This is a genomic window from Corallococcus sp. EGB (genome assembly GCF_019968905.1).
In the GTDB taxonomy this organism is placed as follows: domain Bacteria; phylum Myxococcota; class Myxococcia; order Myxococcales; family Myxococcaceae; genus Corallococcus.
In genome coordinates, this window is sequence record NZ_CP079946.1 from 5256783 (window position 1) to 5281190 (window position 24408).

11 protein-coding genes (1 of these 11 cut by a window edge) are annotated in these 24408 nt (G+C 71.4%); 6 read left to right on the forward strand and 5 right to left on the reverse strand.

All coding sequences use genetic code 11. The annotated features are described in order from the left end of the window. Positions 1 to 9682, reverse strand: the 5' portion of a protein-coding gene (locus tag KYK13_RS21695; RefSeq protein ID WP_255653948.1) for a non-ribosomal peptide synthase/polyketide synthase. The gene continues 6524 nt to the left of window position 1, outside the view; only the first 9682 of its 16206 coding nucleotides appear in the window; the start codon lies at positions 9680 to 9682; the stop codon falls past the left edge of the window. A gap of 417 nt (positions 9683 to 10099) precedes the next feature. Between KYK13_RS21695 and KYK13_RS21700 the strand changes: the two genes are divergently transcribed. Continuing rightward, positions 10100 to 11398, forward strand: coding sequence for a glycosyltransferase (locus KYK13_RS21700; protein WP_223632382.1), 1299 nt, complete (start codon positions 10100 to 10102; stop codon positions 11396 to 11398). 9 nt (positions 11399 to 11407) lie between these two features. Here the strand turns inward: KYK13_RS21700 and KYK13_RS21705 are convergent, their stop codons facing one another. Continuing rightward, on the reverse strand, positions 11408 to 12892 hold the full coding sequence (locus KYK13_RS21705; RefSeq protein ID WP_223632384.1) for a GMC oxidoreductase: 1485 nt from the start codon (positions 12890 to 12892) through the stop codon (positions 11408 to 11410). Positions 12893 to 12896: 4 nt separating this feature from the next. Next, on the reverse strand, positions 12897 to 13850 hold the full coding sequence (locus KYK13_RS21710; protein ID WP_223632386.1) for a glycosyltransferase family 2 protein: 954 nt from the start codon (positions 13848 to 13850) through the stop codon (positions 12897 to 12899). Positions 13851 to 13911: 61 nt separating this feature from the next. On the opposite strand from KYK13_RS21710, the gene KYK13_RS21715 reads away from it, so the two are divergent. Then, complete coding sequence (locus tag KYK13_RS21715) at positions 13912 to 15237, forward strand: glycosyltransferase (RefSeq protein ID WP_223632388.1); 1326 nt, start codon at positions 13912 to 13914, stop codon at positions 15235 to 15237. A gap of 1 nt (position 15238) precedes the next feature. Here the strand turns inward: KYK13_RS21715 and KYK13_RS21720 are convergent, their stop codons facing one another. Beyond that, on the reverse strand, positions 15239 to 16888 hold the full coding sequence (locus KYK13_RS21720) for a cyclic peptide export ABC transporter (RefSeq protein WP_223632414.1): 1650 nt from the start codon (positions 16886 to 16888) through the stop codon (positions 15239 to 15241). 318 nt (positions 16889 to 17206) lie between these two features. Then, positions 17207 to 17569 carry a YciI family protein gene (locus KYK13_RS21725; protein WP_223632417.1) on the reverse strand — a complete coding sequence of 121 codons (363 nt, stop codon included), beginning with the start codon at positions 17567 to 17569 and terminating at the stop codon, positions 17207 to 17209. Between the two features lie 140 nt (positions 17570 to 17709). Between KYK13_RS21725 and KYK13_RS21730 the strand changes: the two genes are divergently transcribed. The 4 genes from KYK13_RS21730 to KYK13_RS38890 all read left to right on the forward strand — a co-directional run bounded on the left by KYK13_RS21730 (position 17710) and on the right by KYK13_RS38890 (position 24361). Then, complete coding sequence (locus tag KYK13_RS21730) at positions 17710 to 20151, forward strand: penicillin acylase family protein (RefSeq protein WP_223632420.1); 2442 nt, start codon at positions 17710 to 17712, stop codon at positions 20149 to 20151. 90 nt (positions 20152 to 20241) lie between these two features. Then, positions 20242 to 21711, forward strand: a complete 1470-nt coding sequence (locus KYK13_RS21735) for an NADH-quinone oxidoreductase subunit F (RefSeq protein WP_223632433.1) — start codon at positions 20242 to 20244, stop codon at positions 21709 to 21711. Next, positions 21699 to 23450, forward strand: a complete 1752-nt coding sequence (locus KYK13_RS21740; RefSeq protein WP_255653949.1) for a molybdopterin-dependent oxidoreductase — start codon at positions 21699 to 21701, stop codon at positions 23448 to 23450. The genes KYK13_RS21735 and KYK13_RS21740 overlap by 13 nt, the downstream gene beginning before the upstream one ends. Positions 23451 to 23455: 5 nt before the next feature. Further along, positions 23456 to 24361: a molybdopterin oxidoreductase family protein gene (locus tag KYK13_RS38890; protein ID WP_370645139.1), complete on the forward strand. Its 906-nt coding sequence runs from the start codon at positions 23456 to 23458 to the stop codon at positions 24359 to 24361. Positions 24362 to 24408 lie beyond the last annotated feature (47 nt).

Genomic DNA, 24408 nt, shown 5'->3' on the forward strand with positions numbered 1-24408 from the left:
CGCGCAGGGCCACCAGGGCCCGCACCGTCTCCAGGCTCGCGCCAGCCAGCGCCTCCACCGTGGCGCGCTGGTGCAGGTGCTCGCTGTAGGTCCACTCCAGGCGCAGGCGCTCGTTCAAGACGCGCGCCCCCACCGACAGCACCTCCGTGCGGAGGGCACAGGGGGCCTTCGCCAACCCCGTGCTCCCGTTCGCGGGCTCCAGCAGCGTCAGCCCCGAAGCCAGGCCGTCGAACTGCCCCAGGTAGTTGAAGGCCACCGGGGGCGCGGGCCACGCGCCCAGCTCGCGCGAGAGGTCGTCCGCGCGCAGGTGGCGCAGCAAGCCGTAGGAAGCGCCCCGGCCAGACACCGTCCGCACCGAGTCACGCACGGCGCGCAGCAGGGCCCCCTCCGAGCCGTGGCCCGCCACGTCCAGCACCACCGGGTACGCCGCGGTGAACCAGCCCACGGTGCGCGACACGTCCACGCCGGGCAGCGCCACGTCGCGGCCGTGCCCCTCCAGCGTGACGCGCACGCGGCCCACGCGCAGGACCTGGCCCAGCGCCCGCGCGACCGCGGCCAGCAACAGCTCGTCCACGCGCGCGCGCCACGCCGTGGGTGCCTCGCGCAGCAGCAGGCGGGTCGTCTGCGCGTCCAACTCCACCGCCACCGTCCGCGCGGAGGCCACGGTGTTCTCGCCGCCGGGGCCGTCCTGCGGCAGAGGCTCCACGGGCACGCGCGCCTGGGTGGCCCAGACCTCGCCTTCCGCGGCGACCGCGTCCGTCGCGGCGTGGGCCTCCAGCCGCTCCGCCCACGTCTTGAACGACGTGGTGCGCGCAGGCAGCGCGGGCGCCAGTCCGTCGCGCAGCGCAAGGTAGGCGGACTCGAAGTCCTCCAGCAGCGTGCGCCAGGACACGCCGTCCACCACGAGATGGTGGATGACCCAGAGCAGCCGGGCGGGCTGCCCCGCGCCCATCGTGAAGAGCACCGCGCGCATGAGCGGCCCCGAGCCCAGCTCCAGGCTGCCCTGGACGCGGGTGGCCACCTGCTCCAGCCGCGCCTCGCGCGCGGCCTCGGGCAGGCCGGACAGGTCCTCGCGCACGAGGAAGGTGACCGCCTCATCGGGTGATCCGTGCTGCTGCGACCATCCCTCGCACGAGCGGGTGAAGCGCAGCCGGAGCGCGTCGTGGTGCCGCCAGAGCGCCCACAGCGCCGCCTCGACGAGCCCCGCGTCCAGGGGCTCGCGCGCTGACAACAGCACCGCCTGGTTGTAGTGCTCCGGCGCGGGCGAGTTCTGCTCCAGGAACCAGCGCTGGATGGGGGTGAGCGGCACGGTCCCGCTCACCGGGCCGGCGTGGGTGGCCTCCGGCGCGGCCTCCAACGTGGCCGCCGCCGCCAGATCGCGCAGCTTCTGGTGCTCGAAGAGCTGTTTGGGCGTCAGCGCCAGTCCGGCCCGCCGCGCCTGCGCGACGACCTGGAGACTGATGATGGAGTCGCCGCCCAGCTCGAAGAAGTTGTCGTCCGCCCCCACCCGCTCCACGCGGAGGATCTGCTGCCAGAGCGACGCGAGCAGCCGCTCCGCGGGCGTGGAGGGCTCCGCGAACGGGGCCTCCTCGCGCGCCAGGCGTCCACCGAGCTCCGGCAGCGCGCTCCGGTCCACCTTTCCGTTGGGCGACAGCGGCAGCGCGTCCAGCACCACGAACGCCGACGGCACCATGTGCTCCGGCAGACGCCGCCGCAGCCCTTCGCGCAGCGACGCTTCGTCAGGGGCCGCGCCCTCGAAGGGCACCACGTAGCCCACCAGCCGGCGCACTCCGGACGCCTCCTCGCGCACCGTCGCCGCCGCGGCCTGGACGCCGGACTGCGCGCCCAGCACGGCCTCCACCTCCTCCAGTTCGACGCGGAAGCCGCGCACCTTCACCTGCGTGTCCGAACGGCCCAGGAACTCCAGGGCCCCGCTCTCCAGCCAGCGCACCCGGTCGCCCGTGCGGTACATGCGCGCGCCCGGCTCGGGGGCGAAGGGGTCGGGCAGGAAGCGCTCCGCGGTGAGCGACGGGAGGCCCAGATAGCCACGGCCCACGCCCGCGCCTCCCACGTACAGCTCGCCCGGGACGCCCGGCGCGACCGGCTCGAGCGCCGGGGACAGGACGTACACGCTCACGTTGGCCAGCGGCCCGCCAATGGTCACCCGGTCCGCCGACAGCGGCTGATCCGTCAACGTGGCGCACACGGTGATCTCCGTGGGGCCATAGGCGTTGATGAAGCGGCGGCCCTGCGACCAGCGCCGCACCACCTCCGGAGGGCAGGCCTCGCCCGCGGAGATGACGGTCCTGAGCGTCGCGAGCCCCTCCGGCGACTGCTGCGCGAGCACCGACGGCGTCAGCGTCACGGTGGTGATGGCCTGCTCCGTCAGCGTCCGCTCCAGCGCGGGCCCCGGCAGCAGCGCATCCCTCGGCGCGAGGACCAGGCACGCACCGGACAGGAGCGTGGAGAAGACCTCGCACACGCCCGCGTCGAAGCTGCTGGAGGCGAACTGCAGCACGCGGCTGTCCGGGTGGACGCCGTGCGCGCGGCCCACCGCTACGGCCGTATTGCAGAGGCCTCCATGCGTCAGCAGCGTGCCCTTGGGCCTGCCCGTGGAGCCCGAAGTGTAGATGACGTACGCCAGGTGTCCGGCCGCGCCCGCGTCCTCCAGCGGCGTCGCCGGCAGCCGCCCCAACCGGGCGGCGTCCTCGTCCAGGCACACGAGGTGGGCGCCCGTCGCCGGCAGCTCGTCCGCGAGCTCCGAACGGGTCACCACGACGGGCACCGAGGAGTCCTGGAGCATGAAGTTCAGGCGGTCACTCGGGTATGCCGGATCCAACGGCACGAAGGCGCCACCGGCCTTGAGCGTTGCCAGCATCGCGACCACCAGCTCCGGCGAGCGCTCCAGACAGATGCCCACGCGCGTCTCCAACCCCACGCCCTGCGCCCGCAGGTGGCGAGCGAGCACGTTGGACCGCGCCTCCAGCTCGCGGTAGCTCACCTCCTGTCCCTCGAAGCGCAGCGCCGGCTCGCCACCGCGGGCCGCGACCACGGCCTCGAAGCGGCGGTGGACCCGCGAGGGCCCACCGAAGGGAAGCGACGCCGTGTTCCAGGCCCCCAGGACCTGGGCCCGCTCCGCCTTCGTGAGCAGCGGCAGCGCCTCCAGCGCGCTGTCGGGCCGGGCCAGGGCGCCTTCCAGCAGCGTGCGCAGGTGCTCCTGCATGCGCGCCACCGTCGCCGCGTCGAAGAGGTCGGTGCTGTACTCCCAGAGGCCGGACAGGCCTTCCGCCGTGTCACTGAAGGCCACGGTGAGGTCGAACTTCGACGCGCCCGGGTCAATGGACTCCACCCGAAGGGACACGCCTGGCAACGACAGCTCCGCGTCACGCGCGTTCTGGAAGATGAGCTTGACCTGGAACAGCGGCGACGCGCCCAGGCTGCGCTCCGGGTTCAGGTCGCGCACCAACTCCTCGAAGGGCAGGTCCTGGTGGGCATAGGCGCCCAGCGCGGCCTCGCGCACCTGGCCCAGCAATGCCCGGAACGGCAGCACCGGCGTGGGGCGGGTGCGAAGCACCACCTGGTTGACGAAGAAGCCGACCAGGGCCTCGGTCTCCGCGTGGTGCCGGTTCGCGATGTCCGTGCCCACCAGCAGGTCGGTGCGGCCGGTGTAGCGGTGCAGCAGCGCCTGGAAGGCCGCCATCAGCACCATGAACGGCGTGGCGCCCTCGCGCAGCGCGAGCTGCCGCACGGCCTCCGCGGTGGCGCGAGGCAGCACGTGCGTGGCCTGGGCCCCCTGCGACGTGCGCACCTTCGGACGGTGGCGGGCCAGGGGCAGGTCCAGCACCCGGGGCGCGTCGTGGAGCTGCTCGCGCCACCAGGAGAGCTGCGCCTCCCGCACCTCTCCCTGGAGCCAGCCGCGCTGCCATACGGCGTGGTCGGCGTACTGCACGGTGAGCTCCGGCAGACCTGAAGCAGCGCCGCGCGTGAAGGCGCCGTACAGCGCGCCCAGCTCCCGGACGAGCACGCCCAGCGACCAGCCGTCCGCGACGATGTGGTGCAGCACCAGCACCAGCACGTGCCGGTCGTCTTCCAGCGCCAGCAGCGACATGCGCACGGGCGGGCCCCCGACCAGGTCGAAGGGCCGCGACGCTTCCTCGCGCGCCCACGCACGGGCCCGCGCATCGCGCCCATCCGGGCCGGCGTCACGCAGGTCGACGTGCGTCAGCGCGCGTGCAGGCGCCGGCGCGACGCGCTGGAACGCGCCGTCCGGCGTCTCGTGGAAGGTCGTGCGCAGGACCTCGTGGCGCTGGAGGATCTCCGCCAGGGAGCGCTCCAGGGCCTCGGCATCGAGCGCCCCTTCCAACCAGAGCATGGCGGGCACGTTGTAGAGCGCGTTGCCTGGCTCCAGCCGGTCGAGGAACCACAAGCGCTGCTGCGCGAACGACAGCGGCAGCGGCCGGTCCCGAGGCACGGAGACGACCGGGGGCCGCACGGCATCCGCGCCCGTGCGCGACAACGCCTCCAGCCGCCTCGCGAGCGCGCCCAGCTTGGGCGTCTCGAACAACGCGCGCAGGGGCAGGTCCACCTGGAAGACCGACCGGATGCGGGACACCGCCCGGGTGGCCAGCAGCGAGTGTCCCCCGCGCTCGAAGAAGTCATCGCCAGGCCCCACGTCGCTCACGCCCAGCACCTGCGACCACACGGAGGCGAGCAGCGCCTCGTAGGGGGTCCCCGGCGCGGCGGGCTCCGCGCGCGCGAGCGCGGCCGGCTCCGGCAAGGCGCGACGGTCCACCTTGCCGTTGGGGGTCAGCGGCAGGGTCTCCAGCACGACCACCGCGGAAGGCACCAGGTACGACGGCAGCCGCTCCTCCAGGAACGTCTTGAGGAGGTCGGGGGCCAGCTGCCCGCCGGAGGCCGGTACGGCGTACGCCACGAGCCGCCGCTCCCCGCCGTTCGCGTCGCGAACGACCACCACCGCCTCGCGGATGGCCGGGTGCTGCTTGAGCACCGCCTCCACCTCGCCGGGCTCCACGCGGAAGCCGCGCACCTTGAGCTGGTCGTCCTCGCGGCCCAGGAACACGATGGCGCCATCCGGTCCCAGCCGCGCACGGTCACCCGTGCGGTACATGCGCTCGCCTGGCGCCTTCGCGAACGGCGACGGGATGAAGCGTTCGGCGGTCAGCTCCGGCCGGCCCAGGTACCCCCGGCCCACCGTGCCGCCCGCGATGTAGAGCCCACCCGCGACGCCCGGGGGCACCGGGCGCAGCCCCGCGTCCAGGACGTAGGCACGCACCTCCGGCAGCGGCCGGCCCAGCGGGACGACGACCGGGCGATCCTCCAGCGCCAGCGCGGAGGCTGGCAGCGTGAGCACGCCCACCGTGGTCTCCGTGGGGCCGTAGTGGTTGAACACCGCGCAGCCCGGCACCCGCGAACGCACCTGATCCACGAGCGCCCAATCGGACGACTCGCCGCCGAGCACCAGCCAGCGGCGGGGCAACAGCCGCTCCGGCGACTCCGACGCCAGCAGCGCCCGCAGGTGCGACGGGACGATCTTCAACCCCTCGACACCGTGCCGGGTGAAATACGCGCCCAGCGCCGCCGGGTCGGACGCAGTCTCGGTGTCCACCAGGTGCAGGGTTCCGCCCTGGGCCAGCGTCGGGAAGAGCGCGGTGTGCCCCAGGTCCGCCGCCAGCGTGGAGACGGACGCGAATGACGCGCCCGGCGTCAGGCCCAGGCGCCGAACGAGACCGCGCACGTAGCGCACGATCTGGCGGTGCTCGATGCCCACGCTGCGAGGCCGACCCGTGGAGCCCGAGGTGAAGATGACGTAGGCCAGGTTCGACGGCACCGCGCCACGGGCGGGCGGCGCCTCCGCCGGGAATGCCGCGAACGGCGCGTCCCCACCGTCCAGGAGCACGATCCGGCCGGGGTGGCCATCGAAGCGCGAGGCCAGCTCGCGGAGCGTCACCACCACGTCCACTTGCGCCTCGTCGAGCATCAGGCGCAACCGCTCGCCAGGGTTCGCGGGGTCCAGCGGCACGTAGGCGCCGCCCGCCTTGAGGATGCCCAGCAGACCGCGCATCGCGTCGGCGCGCCGGTCCACGCAGAGGCCCACTCGGGTATCAGGGCCCACGCCCATCGCGCGCAGCGCTCCCGCGAGCTGGTTCGCGCCCGCGTCCAGCGCCAGGTACGTCAGCGACTGGCCTCCGCCCACCACCGCCACGGCGTCCGGCACGCGGGCCGCCTGCGCCTCGAAGAGCGCATGCAGGCAGGAGTCGTCACCCGCCTCCAGCCGCTCATCGGGCCAGGCCTCCAGCACCGAACGGCGCGCCTCGTCGTCCAGGAGCGGCAGCGCGTCCACGCGCGTTCCGGGCTGGACCGTGGCCGCCTCCAGCAGGGTGTGCCAGTGCCGGACCATCCGCTCGGTGCTCGCGCGGTGGAAGAGGTCGGCGGCGCTGATCAGCGTGCCGGTGAAGCCCTCCGCGGTTTCGGACAGGTTCAGCGACAGGTCGAACTTCACCGCGCCGGAGTCCAGCGGCACCGCCCGCAGGGCCAGCCCCGGCAGCTTCAGCTCGGGCAGCGAGTCCTGCTGGAAGGCGAGCATCACCTGGAACAGCGGGTGCCGTGAGAGATCCCGCGCCGGCTGCAACGCCTCCACCAGCTTCTCGAACGGCACGTCCTGGTGCGCGTACGCTCCCAGCGTCGTCTCCCTCACCTGCCCCAGCAGCTCCCGGAAGCTCCCTCCTCCCTCCACCCTCGTCCGCAGCACCAGCGTGTTCACGAAGAAGCCGATCAGCCCCTCCGTCTCCGCTCGCTGCCTCCCCGCGATCGGCGTTCCCACGCTCACGTCGTCCTGCCCCGCGTGCCTCGCCAGCACCACCTGCCACGCCGCCAGCAGCACCATGAACGGCGTCACGCCTTCCTTGCGCGCCAGCTCCTTCACCGCGTCAGACAGCGGTCGCGACAGGCTGGCGTCCACGGTGTGGGCACGGAATGTGGGGTTCACCGGCCGGGGCTTGTCGGTGGGCAGCTCCAGCGCCGCGGGCGCCCCCGCCAGCCGCTCCCTCCACCACCCCAACTGCTCCTCCAGCGCTCCGCCTTCCAGCCACTCCCGCTGCCACGCCGCCCAGTCCGCGTACTGCACCTCCAGCGCGTCCTCTTTCCCCTCGGCCCCCTTCACCTTCGCCTCGTACGCCCTCCCGACCTCACGCACCATCACGCCCATCGACCAGCCGTCCGACACGATGTGGTGCATCACCACCACCAGCACATGCTCCCCTTCCCCCTCCTTCACCAGCAGGGCCCGCATCAGCGGCCCCTTCTCCAGGTCGAAGGAACGCACCGCCTCCTCCCGGGCCAGCCGCGCCGTCTCCTCCGCCCGGTCCTCCCGCCCGCTCACGTCCACCCGCGCCAACGTCACTGGGAGGTCGGCGTGGATGCGCTGCGCGGGAACGCCGTCGCGTGAGACGAAGGTCGTGCGCAGTGTTTCGTGGCGCCGCACCAGCACATCCAGCGCGTACTGAAGCGCCGGCACGTCGAGCGCTCCCACCAGCCGGACCGCGACGGGGATGTGATACGCGGGGCTGCCGCGCACGAGCGCATCCAGGAACCACAGCCGCTGCTGCGCGAAGGACAGGGCGGGCATCTCCTCGCGGTTGCGCGGCGCCAACGCCAACGGCGCCAGGGCTGCGGAGCCCGCGCGGTGCGCGAGCACCCGTCCGGCCAGCTCCGCCACGGTGGGCCCCCGCAACAGCGCCTCCATCGGGAGGACGACGCCCAGGCCCTTCTCGATGTCGTGGCTCAGCTCCACCGCCGCCAGCGAATCCAGGCCCAGCCGGGTGATGGGCTCCGTGGTGGAAACCTCCTCGGGACGGACGCGCAGCCGGGCCGCGACCTGGCTCCTCAGCCAGGCCCCCATCGACTCGACGGTGCTCCCCGGCGCGGCGTCCTCGTGGACGTCCGCCCGCGCGTCGAGCACGCCGCCCTCCTTCCACTGCGTGACGACGCGCAGCGAGCCGTCGAGGAAGCTCTCGCGGCACGCGCGCCGCTGGATCTTCCCACTGGACGTCTTCGGAACGCTTCCCGGCTCCACCAGGAGCACCGCGTGGGGCTGGAGCTCATGCTCCTCGCTGAGCGCCTGGCGCACCGCCGCCAGCACCGGCGCCAGGTCCACGCCGTCGCGCAGGCTGACCTCATGGACCTGGACCAGGCGCTCCTCGCCCGCGACGTCGACGCTGAACGCCGCCCCGGAGCCCGGGCGGATCGCCGGGTGCGCGCGCTCCGCCGTCAGCTCCAGGTCCTGCGGGTAGTGGTTGCGACCACGCAGGATGATGAGATCCTTGCGCCGTCCGGTGACGTACAGCTCCCCGTCCACGACGAAGCCCAGGTCGCCCGTGCGCAGGAAGGGGCCCTCGCCCGTGCCCGCGAGCCGCGCCTGGAAGGCCTCCTCGGTCGGCTCGGGCCGCTGCCAGTAGCCCTGCGCGATGCTGGGGCCGCGCAGCCAGATCTCGCCCACCTCACCGTCGGCGCGAGGCGCGCGCGCCTCCGGGTCGACGATGATCAACGACTGGTCCGGCACGGACCGGCCACAGCCGACCAGCTCACGCGCGCCCGGCGTGCCTGGCTCCACGCGCACCGCCCGGGACCGCGCCAGCGCCTCCGGCTCCAGCGTGAGCGCCGAGGCGCCCGCGCCCTGCACCACTCCCGTGGCGATCAGCGTGCCTTCCGCAAGTCCGTAGCAGGGGTAGAGCGACGGGGCCCGGAAGCCCTGGGGCCCGAAGGCGCGGGTGAAGCGCTCCAGCGTCTCCGTCCGGATGGGCTCCGCGCCACAGAAGGCCACGTCCCACGAGGACAGGTCCAGCCGCGCCCGGTCCTCCTCGGAGATGCGCCGCGCGCAGAGATCGAACGCGAAGTTGGGGCCACCGCTGATGGTGCCCTGGTACTGGGAGATGGCCTCCAGCCAGACGAGCGGGCGGCGCAGGAACGTGAGCGGCGACATCAACGCGACCGGGAACCCGCCGTGCAGCGGCTCCAGGATGCCGCCGATGAGCCCCATGTCATGGTACGGCGGCAGCCAGATGACCCCCACGCTGTCGGCGCTCGCCCGGAAGCTGCGGTGGATGGCGCCCAGGTTGTGCAACAGGTTGCCGTGCGTGAGCATCACGCCCTTGGGAGTCCCCGTGGAGCCGGACGTGTACTGGAGGAACGCCAGCGTGTCCGGGCGCGCCACGGGCGGGCGCCAGCCGTCCTCGCCTCCGGGATCCAGCGCATCCGTGGCGGCCCAGAACAGCCCGTTCAGCTCCGGCGCCTGCTCCGTGAGGAACTCCTTCATCGACAGGATGAAGGACGTGGTCAGCACCACCGACGCGCGCGAGTCCTCGATGATGGCGCGCAACCGGGGCAGCGTGCGCTCCAGGCGCGAGGGATCCGGCGGATACGCCGGCACCGCCACCAGCCCCGCGTAGAGGCAGCCGAAGAAGCCCGCGACGTAGTCGAGCCCCGGCGGATACAGCAGCACCGCCCGCGCGCCGGGCTCGACGCCCGCCAGCGCCACCGCGATGCGCCGCGCGGACATGTCCAGCTCGGCGTGAGTCCAGGACGCCTCGACTTCGCCCGTGTCCCCCAGGAAGGTGTATCGGGAGCCGCCAGCCACCTCGGCGCCCCGCTGCCGCAGCAGGTCCACCAGAGACGCGAACGGAGGCGACGTGGTAAAACCTGAAATAGACGACGGTCGAGCAGATACCGAGTTCATTCAAGTGCTAGAAATAACTGCATTTCCAAGTTTCCAATAGAGGTTTTGATTTATTGCGAAAGCAATGAATCAGGACATCCAGGGTCCAGATCCACTCGGCTGGAGAACTGAAGCGGGAAAGAGGCTGCTCCGTCCGCGCGGCGCGCCACGCCGAGGCTTCGCTCCGGCCGTGGAGCAGCGGTCATGCGGGGCGAGCACTCTTCGCGGCCCCTGGGGCGCGGCGCGGAGGAACACACGCGCGCCCCCTCTCCTCCACGGACGGACCAGGACTGTCGGAGTGTTGTCCCTCGCAGTATAAGTTCGCAGGTTTCCGCGAGCCCCCTCCGGCCGGGACACCTCGGAGGCCGCATGGCCACAATCCTCTTCGCGCCGCTTCCGCTCGCAGGGCACATCAACCCCACCCTGAAGCTGGCGAAGATGCTCCGGGCCCGCGGGCACCGGGTGATCTACTGCTCCCTGCCGGATGTGGAGGCCGCGCTCCAGGGGGAAGGCTTTGAGTTCGTCCCTGTCTTCACGTCCATCTTTCCCAAGGGGCTGGTGGCGGAGATGACAGCCAGGGCGGCCCATTCACGCGGCCGCGAGCTGCGCGTCCTGGCGCGGGAGCACATCCAGCGCCGAAACGCGGTGCTCCAGGCCACCCTGGACGGCGAATACGACCGGCTGCTGGACGTCCTCCGTCCGGACCTCGTGCTCTGTGATGACCGGGTCATCGACCTGCCCATCGTGTGCCATGGCCACGGGGTTCCCGTAGCGCGGCTGAACACCACCCTTCCCCAGCACCTGGTGCACCTGCTGCCGACGAGCCGCGGCAAGCCCCTCGTCAGCGCGCTCGCGCCCGTGCTGCGCCCGCTCGAGCTCCTGCTCGGACGCGCGGGCCTGGTGCCGCGCTTCCAGGAGTTCCACCGCCAGTTGGCGCGCAAGCACGGCTGCCCGATGGAGCCCGTGGACTTCCCTCCCTTCCGGCTCCCGCTGCTGCGGGACGTGGTGCTCTTTCCCCGGGAGTTCGCGACGCTGGTCCCCACGGACGGCCGCGCGCCGGTGCTCCACCTGGGGCCAGCCATCGACCTGGAGCGCCAGGAGCCGGAGTTCCCCTGGGAGCGGCTCCAGGAGGACCGGCCCCTGATCTTCTTCTCCCTGGGCACGCTGGCCTCCTCCGACCTGGCCCGTCAGGTGCTGCGGTCGGTGCGCGAGGCGGCGGCGATGCGGCCGGAGTGGCAGTTCGTCCTCGCCGTGGGGACCGTGCTCGACCCGGCGGAGTTCGACGGAGGGCCCGCGCGGACGGTGGCCGTGCGGAAGGCGCCCCAGCTCCAGTTGCTGCGCAAGGCCGCGGCGATGATCACCCATGGCGGGTTCAACAGCGTGAAGGAGTGCATCTACTTCGGCGTCCCCATGGTCGCGCTCCCCATGAAGGATGATCAGCCGGAGGTCACGCGGCTCGTCGTGCACCACGGGCTCGGTGTCCAGGGCTCCGTGAAGCGCCTGACGCCGGGCGCGCTGCTGTCGCTGCTGGACGCCGTGGTGGGAAGCGAGCCTCATGCCCGGGCGCTGGCGAGGATGGGCCATGGGTTCCGCGAGGCGGAGGCAGCGCTGGCCAGCCTCGAGCAGTTGCTGCCCGGGGCCCCGCCCGCGAGCAAACGGGCGGGCTGAAACCGGGCGTCACGCCACCTCCACGCGAGGCCCGCGCTGGCCCCGGGCGATGGTCTCCGCGGCCCGGAGCGACAGGGCGATGATGGTGAGCGTGGTGTTGACCGCCCCCGCGCTGGGGATGCTGGACGCGTCCAGCACATACAGGTTGTCGGTGCCATGGACGCGGCAGTCCGCATCCAACACCGACGTCGCGGGGTCCACCCCCATCCGCGCCGTCCCGACCGTGTGCCAGGGCGCATCGAAGTGCTCGGAGGCGTGAACCCAGCGAAACCCCGCCTTGTGAAACAGCGAGACGGCGGTCCGCCGCAGCTTCCGGTACGTGTCGCGGCTGGGCCTGGGCTGGTGGACCCGGGAGATCCCCTCCCCGTCGAAGTCAAACCCTGACTCCAGGGTGCCCACCGCCTCCGTCATCAACAGACACACCAGGCTGCGGCGCGCGACGAACTTCACGAACGGGGCCGTGAGCGGATGCACGTGCTGCCAGATGGGAATCTGGCCGGTCGCCTGGATGACGCCCAACGGATAGGGCCAGTCCTCCGCCGGTCCATAGAAGGCGTTGATGGCGAAGGTCTTCTGGTGGAGCTCCGGAATGGGGCGCAAGCCGAGGAAGGGGAAGATGAAGCCGCTCGTGTGACCGGCCAGATACCGGCCGAGCGCGCCCCGGGCGTTCCCAATGCCTTTCGGATGCGCGTCGTTGCGTGAACGCCAGAGGAGCAGCGGAGTCTCCCTGACGCCCGCGCTCACGACGACGACGTCCGCGTGCACGGTGACCTCCTCGCTTCCGCGGCGCAGCAGGACTCCGGTGGCGCGGCGGCCATCTGGCGTGGTCAGCACCTTGAGGCAGTCCGTGCCCGTGCACAGGTCCACCCGGCCCGTCTTGAGCGCGGGCCGCAGCGCGGCGACCTCCGCGTCCATCTTCGCGTCGCGGTGGCAGAAGTAGCCGTCACACGTCGAGCACAGGACGCACCGGCCCTGGGGCCCCCGGTCCACGCCCTTGGGGATGTAGCCAACGGGAACGCCGCAGCCCTGGAGCCGCTTCACCACGTCCGCGATGAAGGGCTCGTGCTCGATGGGCCCGAAGGGAAAGGGCCTGGAGCGAGGCGGCTCGGAGGGATCGCCTTCCGGCGAGCCGTGGACCGAATAGAGCCGCTCGCCCTCGTCGTAATAGGGCTCCAGGTCGGCGTAGGAGAAAGGCCAGGCCGTGGACTCTCCATGCTCCGTCGGCCTGGCGCGGAAGTCGTCCTCGCGCAGCCGGTAGAGCGCCGCGCCGTAGAACTTGGACTCGCCGCCCACGTTGTAGCGGATTCCCCGCCGCTGGTAGTCCGCGATGAACGTCGTCTGCTGCTCGCTCCGGGCGGGATCCGGCTTCAGGTATTCCCCCTGCTCGACCACCAGCACGTTGCAATCACGGCGCGCCAGTCCCTGGGCCAGGGTGCTGCCCCCCGGGCCGCTGCCAATGATGACCACGTCGTACCCAGACTTGACCCAGCTCACGTTCTCAACCCCTGACTTGTGAAGAGGTGACCAGCGAAGCCGCCAGTGAGAGGAGCTGCCGCCCCACCATCGGCATGTACCGCGGAAGCTTCGCGGGGTTCCTCAAGGCCAGGGACATGCACTCGCCCCAGGCTCCCTTCTGGAGGGGCGCGCGGAACCGCGCATCCTCCCGCTCCCTGAACTTCCAATCGCGATAGCGGCGCATCGCTTCGATGACGTCGCCCTGTGTCCGCGGCTCCAGGGAGGCGATCAGCGCCTCGGCCATGTCGATGATGCGGGTCAGACACCGCACGGGATCCGACGTCAGCGACCCCGGCCGGCTCCGGTAGCAATACATCGCGTCCGGCGACACGACCATCCGGCCGGACGCGAGGAGACACCGGAGCAGGAAGTCAAAGTCCTCGCCCGCTCTCAGGTCCGGCTTGTAGCGAAGCCCCTGCGCATCCAGGTAGGCCCTGCGGAACAGGGGCTTGAGGAAGCCGTAGTCATCCACCGCCATCTTCAGGGCATTCACCTCGAACGGCTGCTCAATCCGCCCCAGCCTCCGGGCCTGCGTCTGGAAGAACGTCACGGAGGGATTCCGCGCTCCTTCCGGGACGAGCAGCAGATCGTCACAGACGATGTCCGCCCGGTGGTCCTCCGCCAGCGCAAGGAGGCGCTCCAGGCGGTCCGGCTTCCACCAATCATCCCCATCCAGGACGGCGATCCACGCCCCGCCAGCATGGTCGATGGCCACGTTGCGGCTCTGGGAAGGCCCCTGGTTCACCGCGTTGCGGAGCACGCGGATCCGCGCGTCCTGATAGCGCCCGGCGACCGCCACCGTCCCATCCGTCGAACAATCGTCGACGACGATGAGCTCGAAATCCTGGTGTGTCTGTTCAAGCACCGAGTCGATGGCCGCGCCCAGATACGCCTCGACGTTGAACGCGGGGATGATGACGGACACGGAGGGATTCATCGCGGGAGGCTCTCGTTCTTCCGGTTTCACCCAGAATACCACCCTGATACCGTCCGCACTCATGGCGAGAATCGTCTTTCTGCCCCTGCCGGAGGCCGGTCACATCCACGCGACCTTCGGGCTCGCGAAGCAGCTGGCGTCCCGGGGGCATGAGCTCGTCTACATGGCGCCGCCGGATGGCGAGCCCTTCCTGCGAGAGCGCCCCTGGCCCTTCATCCCCCTCTATGAAGAAGCCATGCCGCGAGGGCGGCAGGCGGAGCTTGACGCACAGCTGGCCGCACCAGGGCTTTCGCCGAGGGCCCGCAAGGACATCATCCGGGAGGTGCTCCACCGGCACGGGCTGCGCATCACGGAGGCGCTCTTCGGGGCCACGATGGAGGCCCGCCTGCGCGAGGTCCGGGCCGATCTGTTCCTCGTGGACGCGACGTTCCCCCTGCCCGTGCTGGCGGCCCACAAGCTTGGCGTCCCCGCCTATCAGCTCTGCACCAACCTCGCGTTGAACCGGGACGTCGCCGTCCCCCCGCTGAGCTCCCACCACGTCCCGACAGGCACCGTCGGTTCGAGGCTCGGCATCCGGCTCGCCTGGCAGTGGCAGTACCTGCGCACGTTCCTGCCGTTCGAAGAGAAGATGCGCGACCGGATCCGCGCCTTCTATCGCCTCCACCCCGGCGCGCCACCTGCCAGCTTCAACACCCATCTCCAGATCGGTCCGCACTTCCAGGTCCCCACCCTGGTGATGAGCGCCCCGGAGTTCGACTTCCGCCGCTCGTCCGCGGACGTCCACTACCTGGGGCCGTGCGTGGACCTCGACCGGACCGAGCCTCCCCTCCCCACGGCCTCACCCCCGGGAGACGCGCCGCACATCCTGTGCTCGCTGGGCAGTCACGGAGACCGGCTGCGCGGGCATCAGCCCTTCTTCCAGTCCGTCATCTCCGCCGTCGCGCGGAGGCCCCAGCTCCGGCTGCTGATGGCGGTGGGCAAGGAGGTGCGGACGGATGCGTTCGGCCCCCTGCCTCCCAACGTCACGGTGACGAACTGGGTTCCCCAGCTCACGGCGTTGAAGCAGTCCTCGCTGATGATCACCCATGGTGGGCTCAACAGCGTGAAGGAGTGCATCTGCCTGGGCGTCCCCATGCTCGTGTACCCCCTGATGTTCGACCAACCGGGCAACGCCGCGCGCGTCGTCCACCATGGCCTCGGGCTCCGGGGGAACATCCGCGAGACCTCCGCGGAGCAGGTGGGCGCGCAGCTGGATCAGCTCCTCGGCACGCCCACATTCCAGGCGAGGATCCGGGCCATGCAGCGCATCTTCCGGGACGCGGACGCCGCGAGCCAAGGCGCGGTGACGCTCGAGCGGCTGCTCCAGGGACAGCGGCTCGCGGCCTGAATCAGGAGGCGCGCTCCTGCGCGTCCGGCGTCGAGTCACCCGGGGCGACCAGCTTCCCGGCATCGAGCCGGAGGATGCGGTCGGCGACGTGGAAGTACCGGTCATCGTGGGAGATGACCACCACCGTCTTCCCCTGGCGCTTCAGCTCCGGAAGGAGCTCCGTGTAGAACACGGCCTTGAATGCGGGGTCCTGATCCGCCGCCCACTCGTCGAAGAGGTAGATGGGCCGGTCTTCCAGGTACGCGGTGAGGAGCGCGAGCCGCTTGCGCTGGCCCAGTGAGAGCTCGGTGGTGGAGAGGACGCCGGACTCGATCCGGACCTTCCGCGACAACTGGAGCAGCGACAGGTAGTGCTTCACCTGCGAGGCGGTCCCCTCGCCCACGAGCCCCAGCAGCCGTTCGAACAGGTAGAAGTCCGAGAACACGGCGGAGAACAACTGCCGGTAGGACTCCTGCGTCTGCTGCGTGACGGGCTGTCCGTCCACGAGGATCTGCCCGCCCTCCGGCTGGTAGAGCCCGGTGAGCAGCTTGGCCAGGGTGGTCTTCCCGCTGCCGTTGCCGCCCACGAGGAAGATCAGCTCCCCGGGGTGCATCCGCAGATGGATGGGCCCCACGACGAAGTGCCCATCCGACTCCTCCCGGTAGTAGGTGTGGGTGACGCCCACGAGCTCCACGCTCTGGAACGTGGTGCGCGTGGCCGCCGGAGGCGCCGGCTCCCGGGAGCCCAACGTGTCGAGCGCCAGCCCCAGCTGGTGGACCTTGGTCCACGACACATCTCCCCGGCTCAGGATGGGCAGCGTCTCCATGACGGACTGGAGGGGCTGCTGGAGATAGAGCGCGGCGATGCAGTACCCCACCAGCACCGGGGGCTGCACCCAGCCCAGGCCCGGCATCACGAAGATGAGCGCGCCCACGAAGGCGAAGGACAGGAGCATTCCCAGGCTCCCCGTCGCCGCGAAGACGTCGCCGATGCGGATCTGCAACACCCGCACGAGCCAGGACGTGGCCTCCACCTCCTCCGTGAGGAACGCCGCGCGCCGGTCCTGGTGCAGCTTGAGCTCCTTGATGCCCTCCGTGAGGCCGCGAAGCTGCTTGTACAGCGCGCCCTGGTGCTCCCGCGTCCGCTGGAGGTCCGCGATGGCGCTCCGGGACAGGAGCCGGTAGCCCACCACGCTCAAGCCGATGAGGAGCAACAATCCGACGAGCAGCTGCCAGGACAACCACGCCAGGTAGACGAGGCATCCGGCGGCGATGGCGATCTGGGTGAGGAAGCGTGGCAACACGCCCAGCGCGGTGCTGATGACGAAGAGGTCCTCGGTGAGGACCGTCATCACGTTGGCGATGCCGTGCTCCTCCAGGCGCCGCAGCGGCGTGGCGACGACCTGACGGGACAGCCGCATCCGCATGTCGAAGAGCGCATCCCCGTTGAGCCTGTTGACCAGGGCCTGCGTCCCGTAGCGCAAGAGCAGCGTCACCACGCCGAGCGTCACGAAGCCCACGGCCACGTGCGTGCTCACGGACAACTGGGACGCGAGCGCGTGGTTGATGACCGCGATGAGCCCCGCGTTGCTGGCGCCGGAGAGGAGCCCGCAGAGCGTCACCAGGATGAGCGACGCGGGGGACGTCCGGAACAGGAGGGCGAGGAATTTCATGGGTGGCAGGCCCGGCACTCCTCGGACGCGAGGGCCCGCGCCGGATTCCGCGAGGAACTCTACATGAGTTCTTCAGGTTTGCCGCAGTTCGCTGGAATCACGGGATTGCGACACCCCCAAGGCCCCGAAGTCACCAGCACGCACCGGGAAGTCCAGGGCCTCTCCCGGGCCGGGGCGACAGAACTTGAACCTGCGACCCCTTGCACCCCCAATGCCCCCGGGAGCCGTCCAGGTGTGCCCATCGCTTCACAAGCCCTTGTAAACACTCGCACTTCTTTGCCCGGGCCATCCCTCTTTCCGGGGGAGGCGCCGGAGGCCTCACGGGTCGAAACAGGGGCCGCTCTGACGGACCTCGACGGTGGACCACTCCGCGGCGGGGCACTGCGTGGCCAGCTCCAGCGCCTCCTCACGCGTCTTCACGTCGATGAGGAAGAAGCCGCCGATGATCTCCTTGGACTCGGTGAACGGCCCGTCGCTGAAGCTCAGCTTCCCGTCCCGCCGCTCCACCCGGACGCCCTCCGCGTCCGAACGCAGCGAGTCCGCGGCCTGGAGGATTCCACGCGCCTGAAGCGCCGCCCCGAAGCCCTGCATCCTCGCCATCCGGTCCGCCGCGACGCGCTTCTCCTCCGCCGTCCGAGGTTTCCCGCCACCGGTCTGCATCACCACCAGCATGTACGACATGGCCTGCTCCTTTTTGGCGCGCAGCCTACGCCATGGGTCTGACAAGGCCACCACTCCCTCCAGGACCACACTCCCTGCAGGACCATGGATAACGGGCTTTGAATGAATACCCTTGTAAGCCCTGAGTGTGAGGCTTCCCCATGCGTACATCTCCCCTCTCCCTGACCCTGCTGCTGACACTGACGGCCCTCAGTGGATGCAAGAGCGACGACCCACCCGCGCCCTCCCGGCTCACGGCCACCGTCCACCGGACCGCCTACGGCATCCCGCACATCCAGGCCGACGGCTACCGGGGCCTGGGCGCCGGCATCGGCTACGCGCAGGCCCAGGACGCGGTGTGCATCCTCGCGGATCAGTTCCTCAAGGTCCGCGGCGAGCGAGCGCGCTACCTGGGCCGAGGCCCCCACGATGCCTATCTCGAAAGTGACTTCACCTACCGGGGGCTCGCGCTGTGGACGCGCGCCGAGGCCACCTTCGCGGAACAGTCGCAGGAGCTGCGGGACCTGGTGCAGGGCTACGCCGCCGGCTACAACCAGTACCTCGCGGACGTGCCCGCGGCTCAGCGTCCAGCGCCATGCCGCGGCGCCGCGTGGGTGAAGCCCATCAGCGCGTACGACCTGATGGCGTACCACCTGGACCTGTCGCTGTTCGACACGCTGCTCCCGCTGCTGGGGTATGTGAGCAACGCGCAGCCTCCGAGCGTGCAGTCGGGAGGACGCGGGCCGCAGTCGCGTCCCCTCGCGCTCTCAGCGCGCAAGGACGAGCTGGGCAGTAACGGCTGGGCGCTGGGCCGCGAGAAGACCGCCAGTGGCCGGGGCATGCTCGTGGCCAACCCCCACTTTCCGTGGGAGGGCAACCTCCGCTTCCACGAGAGCCACCAGACGATTCCAGGCAAGCTCGACGTGTACGGCGTATCGCTGCTGGGCGTGCCGGCGATCAACATCGGCTTCAACCGCGACATCGCGTGGACGCACACGGTGACGGCGTCGAGCCACCTGACGCTGTACCGGCTCAAGCTCACGCCCGGAGACCCCACGGCGTATGAGTATGACGGAGCGCCCCGCCGCATGACGTCGCAGACGGTCACCGTCGACGTGCGGGGCGACGACGGCAGCATGACGAAGGAGTCGCGCACGTTCTGGCGCAGCCACTACGGCCCCATCCTGGCGGGCCCGGGCGCGGACTGGACCAGCGAGGTCGCGTACACGACGCGAGATGCCACGGAGGACAACGCGAGGTTCGCGGAGCACTGGCTGCGCCTGAACACGGCGCACAGCATCGACGAGGCCGCGGACGTGGAGCGCACGGTGCGAGGAGCGCCCTGGGTGAACACGCTCCTGGCGAGCGCGGACGGCCACACGCGCTACGTGGACGCGTCCCGGGTCCCCTACCTGAGCCCGGCGACGGTCGCCGCGTATCGCACCTCGCTCGAGTCCACACCGGACGCGCCGATGTTCGCGTCGCTGGGGCTCGTCCTGCTGGACGGCAGCACGTCCCGGGATGAATGGGTGGGCCTGGACAGCGAGACACACGGCCTGGTGCCGACGACGTTGATGCCCCAGCTGCGCCGGACGGACTTCGTGATGAACGCGAATGATCCGGCGACGTTCACCAACCCCGCCGAGCCCCTGCTCGACCTGCCCTTCCTCTACGAGATGTTCGGGACGCGAGGCCGCATGAGCCCGCGTTCGCACATGAACCTCACCCTGCTCACTGAGCAAGGAGCCACCGCTGCCGCGGGAAGCGACGGGCGCTTCACGCGAGAGGAAGCCGAGCGGGCCATCCTGAGCAACCGGACCTGGGTGGCGGAGCAGCTGCGCACGGCGGTGGTGCGGCGCTGCCAGGGCGCTGCCCCCGTCCTCGTCGAGGGCAGGCCGGTGGACATCACGGAAGCGTGCCAGTTGCTCGGCGCCTGGGATGGCCGCCTGGAGCTGGATGCGAAGGGGGCCATCGTCTGGCGCGAGTTCCTGAACACCTTCAGCGGCTCCGCACTCGTGGACCAGGGAGCCCTCTTCGCGCAGCCCTTCGATCCGGCGCGAGCCGCGGTGACGCCGGCCGGGCTGGTGCCCGCGCCGCAGGGCGGAGTGGATCCGGTGAACCAGAAGCTGGGCGAAGCCGTGGCGCTGCTGGGCAAGGCAGGCATCGCGGTGGGAACGAAGCTGGGGGACGTGCAGTTCGCGTGGAAGGGAGACCGCAAGGTGCCGCTGCATGGAGGCGAGGCCTTCGAGGGGGTCACCAACATCGTCGGCTACTCCGGAACGAACGCGACGCTGCTGCCGCAGTCCCAGCCGCAGGGCCCGCTGCTCTCCCCCGGTACGGGGCTCACGCCGGAAGGCTACCTGGTCGACTTCGGGACCAGCTTCCTGATGGTCATGGAGTTCACGCCGGAGGGCCCCAAGGCGAACGCGGTCCTCTCCTACGCGGAGTCCACGGATCCGGCGTCGCCGCACTTCGCGGACCAGACGGACCTCTTCTCCGGCAAGCACCTCCGGCCCGTGCGCTTCGAGCAGGCGGACATCCTCTCGGATCCGGAGCTCACGACGCTGGAGCTGGCCATCGACGCCACGTCGAAGCTCGAATAGCGGCGCGTGTGCAGGTTGTGGGTGAAGCCGTCAGGTGCACCTGACGGCCAGGGAGGGCAGCCCGCGGTGCGGCCGCCCGGGGGACGGCCCATGAAGCCGGGACAGCACACACCAGAGACCGAGTCCTTCTACCACCTCGGGCATGGCCCGCTTGGGACCCATGCCTGTGAGGGGACGGCGTGCTTCGTCGCCCGCCATCTGGATGCCGCGCGCTGGCGGCAAGCCACGTCCGGCGAGACCCGCGTCTACTGCCTGGGCCAGTGCTACCAGGCTCCCTCCATCACCGGAGCGGACGGCCGCCCGCGGGCGCATGTCCGGGCCCCCCACGCCATCACGCTGGAGCGCGTCGCCAGCGGCGGAGCGCCTGACCTCGAGGACGCCCTCCCCCGGGGCGCCTACACGGCCCTGGAGCAGGCGCTGTCCTCCCCTCCCGCAGCCTTCATCGCCCAGGTGGAGCGCTCCGAGCTGCGCGGGCGGGGAGGCGCGGGCTTCCCGACCGGCCGCAAGCTGCGCGCGGTGGCCGCCGCCCCCGGCGCGGAGAAGTACGTCGTGGCCAACGCGGACGAGGGCGACGCGGGCGCCTACATCGACCGCTTCCTGATGGAGGAGGATCCCCACGCCGTGCTGGAGGGCCTGCTGCTGGCGGCGTACGCGGTGGGTGCTCGCCGGGGCGTCATCTACGTGCGCAAGGAATATCCGCGCGCCGCCTGCATCCTGCACGTCGCCCTGCACGAAGCCCACCGGGCCGGCCTGCTGGGCCCGCACATCCTGGACAGCGACTTCTCCTGCGAGGTCTCGCTGGAGGTGGGCCGTGGCAGCTACCTGTGCGGCGAGGAGACCGCGCTGCTCAACGCCCTGGAGGGACGCCGCCCCTTCGTGCGCGCCCGGCCACCCTACCCCGCGCAGGTGGGCCTGTTCGGACAGCCCACCCTGGTGCAGAACGTGGAGACGCTCGCCAACCTCCCCTGGATTGCCCGCCACGGGGGCAAGGCGTACGCGGCGGTCGGAGTACCCGGCAGCCGGGGCACGAAGGTGCTGTCCCTCAACTCCCTCTTCCGCCACCCCGGGCTCTACGAGGTGGAGCTGGGCGTGCCGGTGCGCACCGTGGTGGAGGAGCTGGGAGGCGGGCTGCGCACCGGACCGTTGAAGGGCGTCCTCATTGGAGGGCCCCTGGCGGGCATCCTCCCTCCGCACCTGCTGGACACCCCATTGGGCTTCGACGAGCTCCAGGCCGTGGGCGCCTCCGTGGGCCATGGGGGCGTGGTGGCCTTCGACACGCATACGTCCATCGCCGCGCTGGTGCACCACGTCTTCTCCTTCGGAGCATACGAGTCCTGCGGACGGTGCACCCCCTGCCGCCTGGGAGCGCGGCACGTCGAGCAGCTCTTCGCGCGCGTCCTGGACACCGGCTCCGCGCCCCGCCTCCCCGCGCCGGACTGGGAGGAGATCGCCGAGGCGCTGCGCCTCACCAGTCTGTGCGGGCACGGCACGGGACTCGGGGAGTTCGCGCGCAGCGTGCTGCGCCATTACCGGGGGGAGGTGGAGGCATGCTTCGGGTGACCATCGACGGGCAGCCTCGCGAGTGCGCGCCGGGCACCCTCCTGGATGCACTGAAGACGCTGGGCATCGCCGTTCCAGCGCTGTGCGATGATCCGCGCCTGGCGCCGGTGGGCGCGTGCCGCACGTGCATCGTGGACGTGGAGGGCTGCGAGCGCCCCGTGCCGGCCTGCACCACCTCGCTGGCGGAGGGCATGGTGGTGCACACGCACAGTCCCCGCGTGGAGGCACAACGCCGGGTGCTGCTGCGGTTGCTCGGCTCGGAATATCCGGCCGAGGCGGTGGCACGCCACCCGGACAAGCCCTTCCACCGCGCGCTGCGCGAGTACGGCCTGGAGCACGAGGCGCGCGGCGCGCCCGGAGCGGAGCGGCGGGACGACTCGCACCCGTACCTCCACGTGGACATGTCCCAGTGCATCCAGTGCTACCGCTGCGTGCGCATCTGCGACGACGTGCAGGGGCAGTTCGTCTGGCGGGTGTGGAACCGCGGCGCCGAGACATGCATCCTCCCGGATGGGCCGGACCTGGGGCACAGCTCGTGCGTCTCCTGTGGGGCATGCGTGGACAGCTGCCCCACCGGCGCGCTGGAGGACCGCACCCTGGTGGACCGGGGCTGGCCCGACGCCTGGACCCGGACCACCTGCGCGTACTGCGGCGTGGGCTGCGAGATGGACGTTGGCACGCGGGGCGGCCGCATCGTCACGGTGCGGCCGTCGCGCGAGGGACCGTCCAACCGGGGCCACCTGTGCTCCAAGGGACGCTACGCCTTCGACTTCGTGACGGCGCCAGACCGCGTCTCCGTGCCGCTCCTGCGCGAGGCGGGCGGCTGGCGGCGCGCCTCCTGGGACGAGGCGCTGGGCTTCATCGCGGAGCGTCTGCGCCACCTGCGCGACGCCCACGGCCCGGACGCGGTGGGCATGCTGGGCTCCGCGCGAGCCACCAACGAAGAGAACTACCTGGCGCAGAAGCTGGCCCGCGTGGTGCTGGGGACGAACAACGTGGACTGCTGCGCCCGCGTGTGCCACGCGCCCAGCGCCGCCGGGCTGAAGCAGATGCTGGGCACGGGCGCCGCCACCAACTCCTTCGAGGACGTGGAGCACGCGCGCACCCTGCTGGTGGCGGGCAGCAACACCACCGAGTGCCACCCCGTCGTCGGTGCCCGGATCAAGCAGGCGGTGCTCCGGGGGGCGAAGCTCATCGTCATCGACGCGCGGTGCACGGAGCTGGCGCGCTACGCGGACGTGCACCTGCGGCCCCGGCCCGGCACGGACGTACCCCTGCTCAACGCGCTGGCCCACGTCATCATGTCCGAGGGCCTGTGCAACGAGGACTTCCTGCGTGAGCGCGTGGACGCCGTCGAGGACTTCCAGGCCTTCATCCGCGGCTGGACACCCGAGCGCGCCGCGGAGCGCTGCGAGGTGGCCCCGGAGGACCTCCGGACGGCGGCGCGCCTCTACGCCACGCACGGCCCGTCCATGATGGTGCACGGGCTGGGCATGACGGAGCACGTCCAGGGCACGGAGACCGTCATGGCGCTGGTGAACCTGGCGCTGCTGACGGGCAACCTCGGCGGGCCGGGCATGGGCGTCAACCCCCTGCGCGGGCAGAACAACGTCCAGGGCTCGGCGCACATGGGCTGCGAGCCGGGCCAGCTCACCGGCTACGTCCCCTGGAGGCGCACCGCGCCCGCTTCGAGGCGGCGTGGGATGCCCCCCTGCCCTCCACGCCGGGGCTGGACCTGATGGAGATGATGGACGCGGCACGCGGCGGGCGACTCAAGGCGCTGTGGGCCTTCGGCTACGACGTGCTGCTCACCAACCCGAGAGCGAACACCACGCGCGAGGCGCTGGAGCGGCTGGAGCTGCTGGTGGTGCAGGACCTGTTCCTCAACGAGACGGCGAAGGCCCTGGGCCACGTGTTCCTGCCCGCGTGCAGCTCCTTCGAGAAGGACGGGACGTTCATGAACGGCGAGCGGCGCGTGCAGCGGGTGCGCGCGTCGCTGGCCTCCACGGGGGACTCGCTGCCGGACTGGGAGATCCTCTGCCGCGCGGCGCGCGCGCTGGGACATCCCGAGGGCTTCGCCTTCACATCCCCGGAGGAGATCTGGGACGAGGTGCGGCGCGTGTGGCCCGCGGGCGCGGGCCTGTCGTATGCGCGCCTGGAGCACGGCGGCCTCCAATGGCCCTGCCCCGACGAGGCCCACCCGGGCACCCGGGTGCTGCACACCGACGGCTTTGCCCTGGGCCCGCGGGCGGCGCTGCGCCGCATCGGCGATACGCCTTCGCCCGAGACGCGCTCGGAGGCCTTCCCCTTCGTGCTGATGACGGGCCGGCGCCTGCATCAGTTCAACGCGGGGACGATGACGTCCCGCACGCCGAACGCGCGGCTCCAGCCCGGTGACTGGCTGGACATGGCCCCGGCGGACGCGGACCGGCTGGGACTGCGGGACGGCGCGCGCGTGCGGGTGCGCAGCCGGTACGGAGAGGCGGAGCTGCCCATGCACCGCGCGCAAGGGCTGCGGCCCGGCGAGCTCTTCACCACCTTCCACACCGCGGAGACCTTCATCAACGCCGTCACCGGTCCGAACCAGGACGCGCATACCCATACGCCCGAATACAAGGTCACGGCCGTCCAGGTGGAGCGCGTGGAGTAGCGGGAGCGCCGCGGCGTGCGCCCCCCCGCCCGTAGCACCCCGCCCTC

Bases quoted from the DNA above. Each gene is read 5' to 3' on its own strand.
- KYK13_RS21700 (WP_223632382.1), top strand. From the start codon at position 10,100: ATGGCCACAATCCTCTTCGCGCCGCTTCCGCTCGCAGGGCACATCAAC.
- KYK13_RS21710 (WP_223632386.1), bottom strand. From the start codon at position 13,850: ATGAATCCCTCCGTGTCCGTCATCATCCCCGCGTTCAACGTCGAGGCG.
- KYK13_RS21715 (WP_223632388.1), top strand. From the start codon at position 13,912: ATGGCGAGAATCGTCTTTCTGCCCCTGCCGGAGGCCGGTCACATCCAC.
- KYK13_RS21720 (WP_223632414.1), bottom strand. From the start codon at position 16,888: ATGAAATTCCTCGCCCTCCTGTTCCGGACGTCCCCCGCGTCGCTCATC.
- KYK13_RS21725 (WP_223632417.1), bottom strand. From the start codon at position 17,569: ATGTCGTACATGCTGGTGGTGATGCAGACCGGTGGCGGGAAACCTCGG.
- KYK13_RS21730 (WP_223632420.1), top strand. From the start codon at position 17,710: ATGCGTACATCTCCCCTCTCCCTGACCCTGCTGCTGACACTGACGGCC.
- KYK13_RS21735 (WP_223632433.1), top strand. From the start codon at position 20,242: ATGAAGCCGGGACAGCACACACCAGAGACCGAGTCCTTCTACCACCTC.
- KYK13_RS21740 (WP_255653949.1), top strand. From the start codon at position 21,699: ATGCTTCGGGTGACCATCGACGGGCAGCCTCGCGAGTGCGCGCCGGGC.
- KYK13_RS38890 (WP_370645139.1), top strand. From the start codon at position 23,456: ATGATGGACGCGGCACGCGGCGGGCGACTCAAGGCGCTGTGGGCCTTC.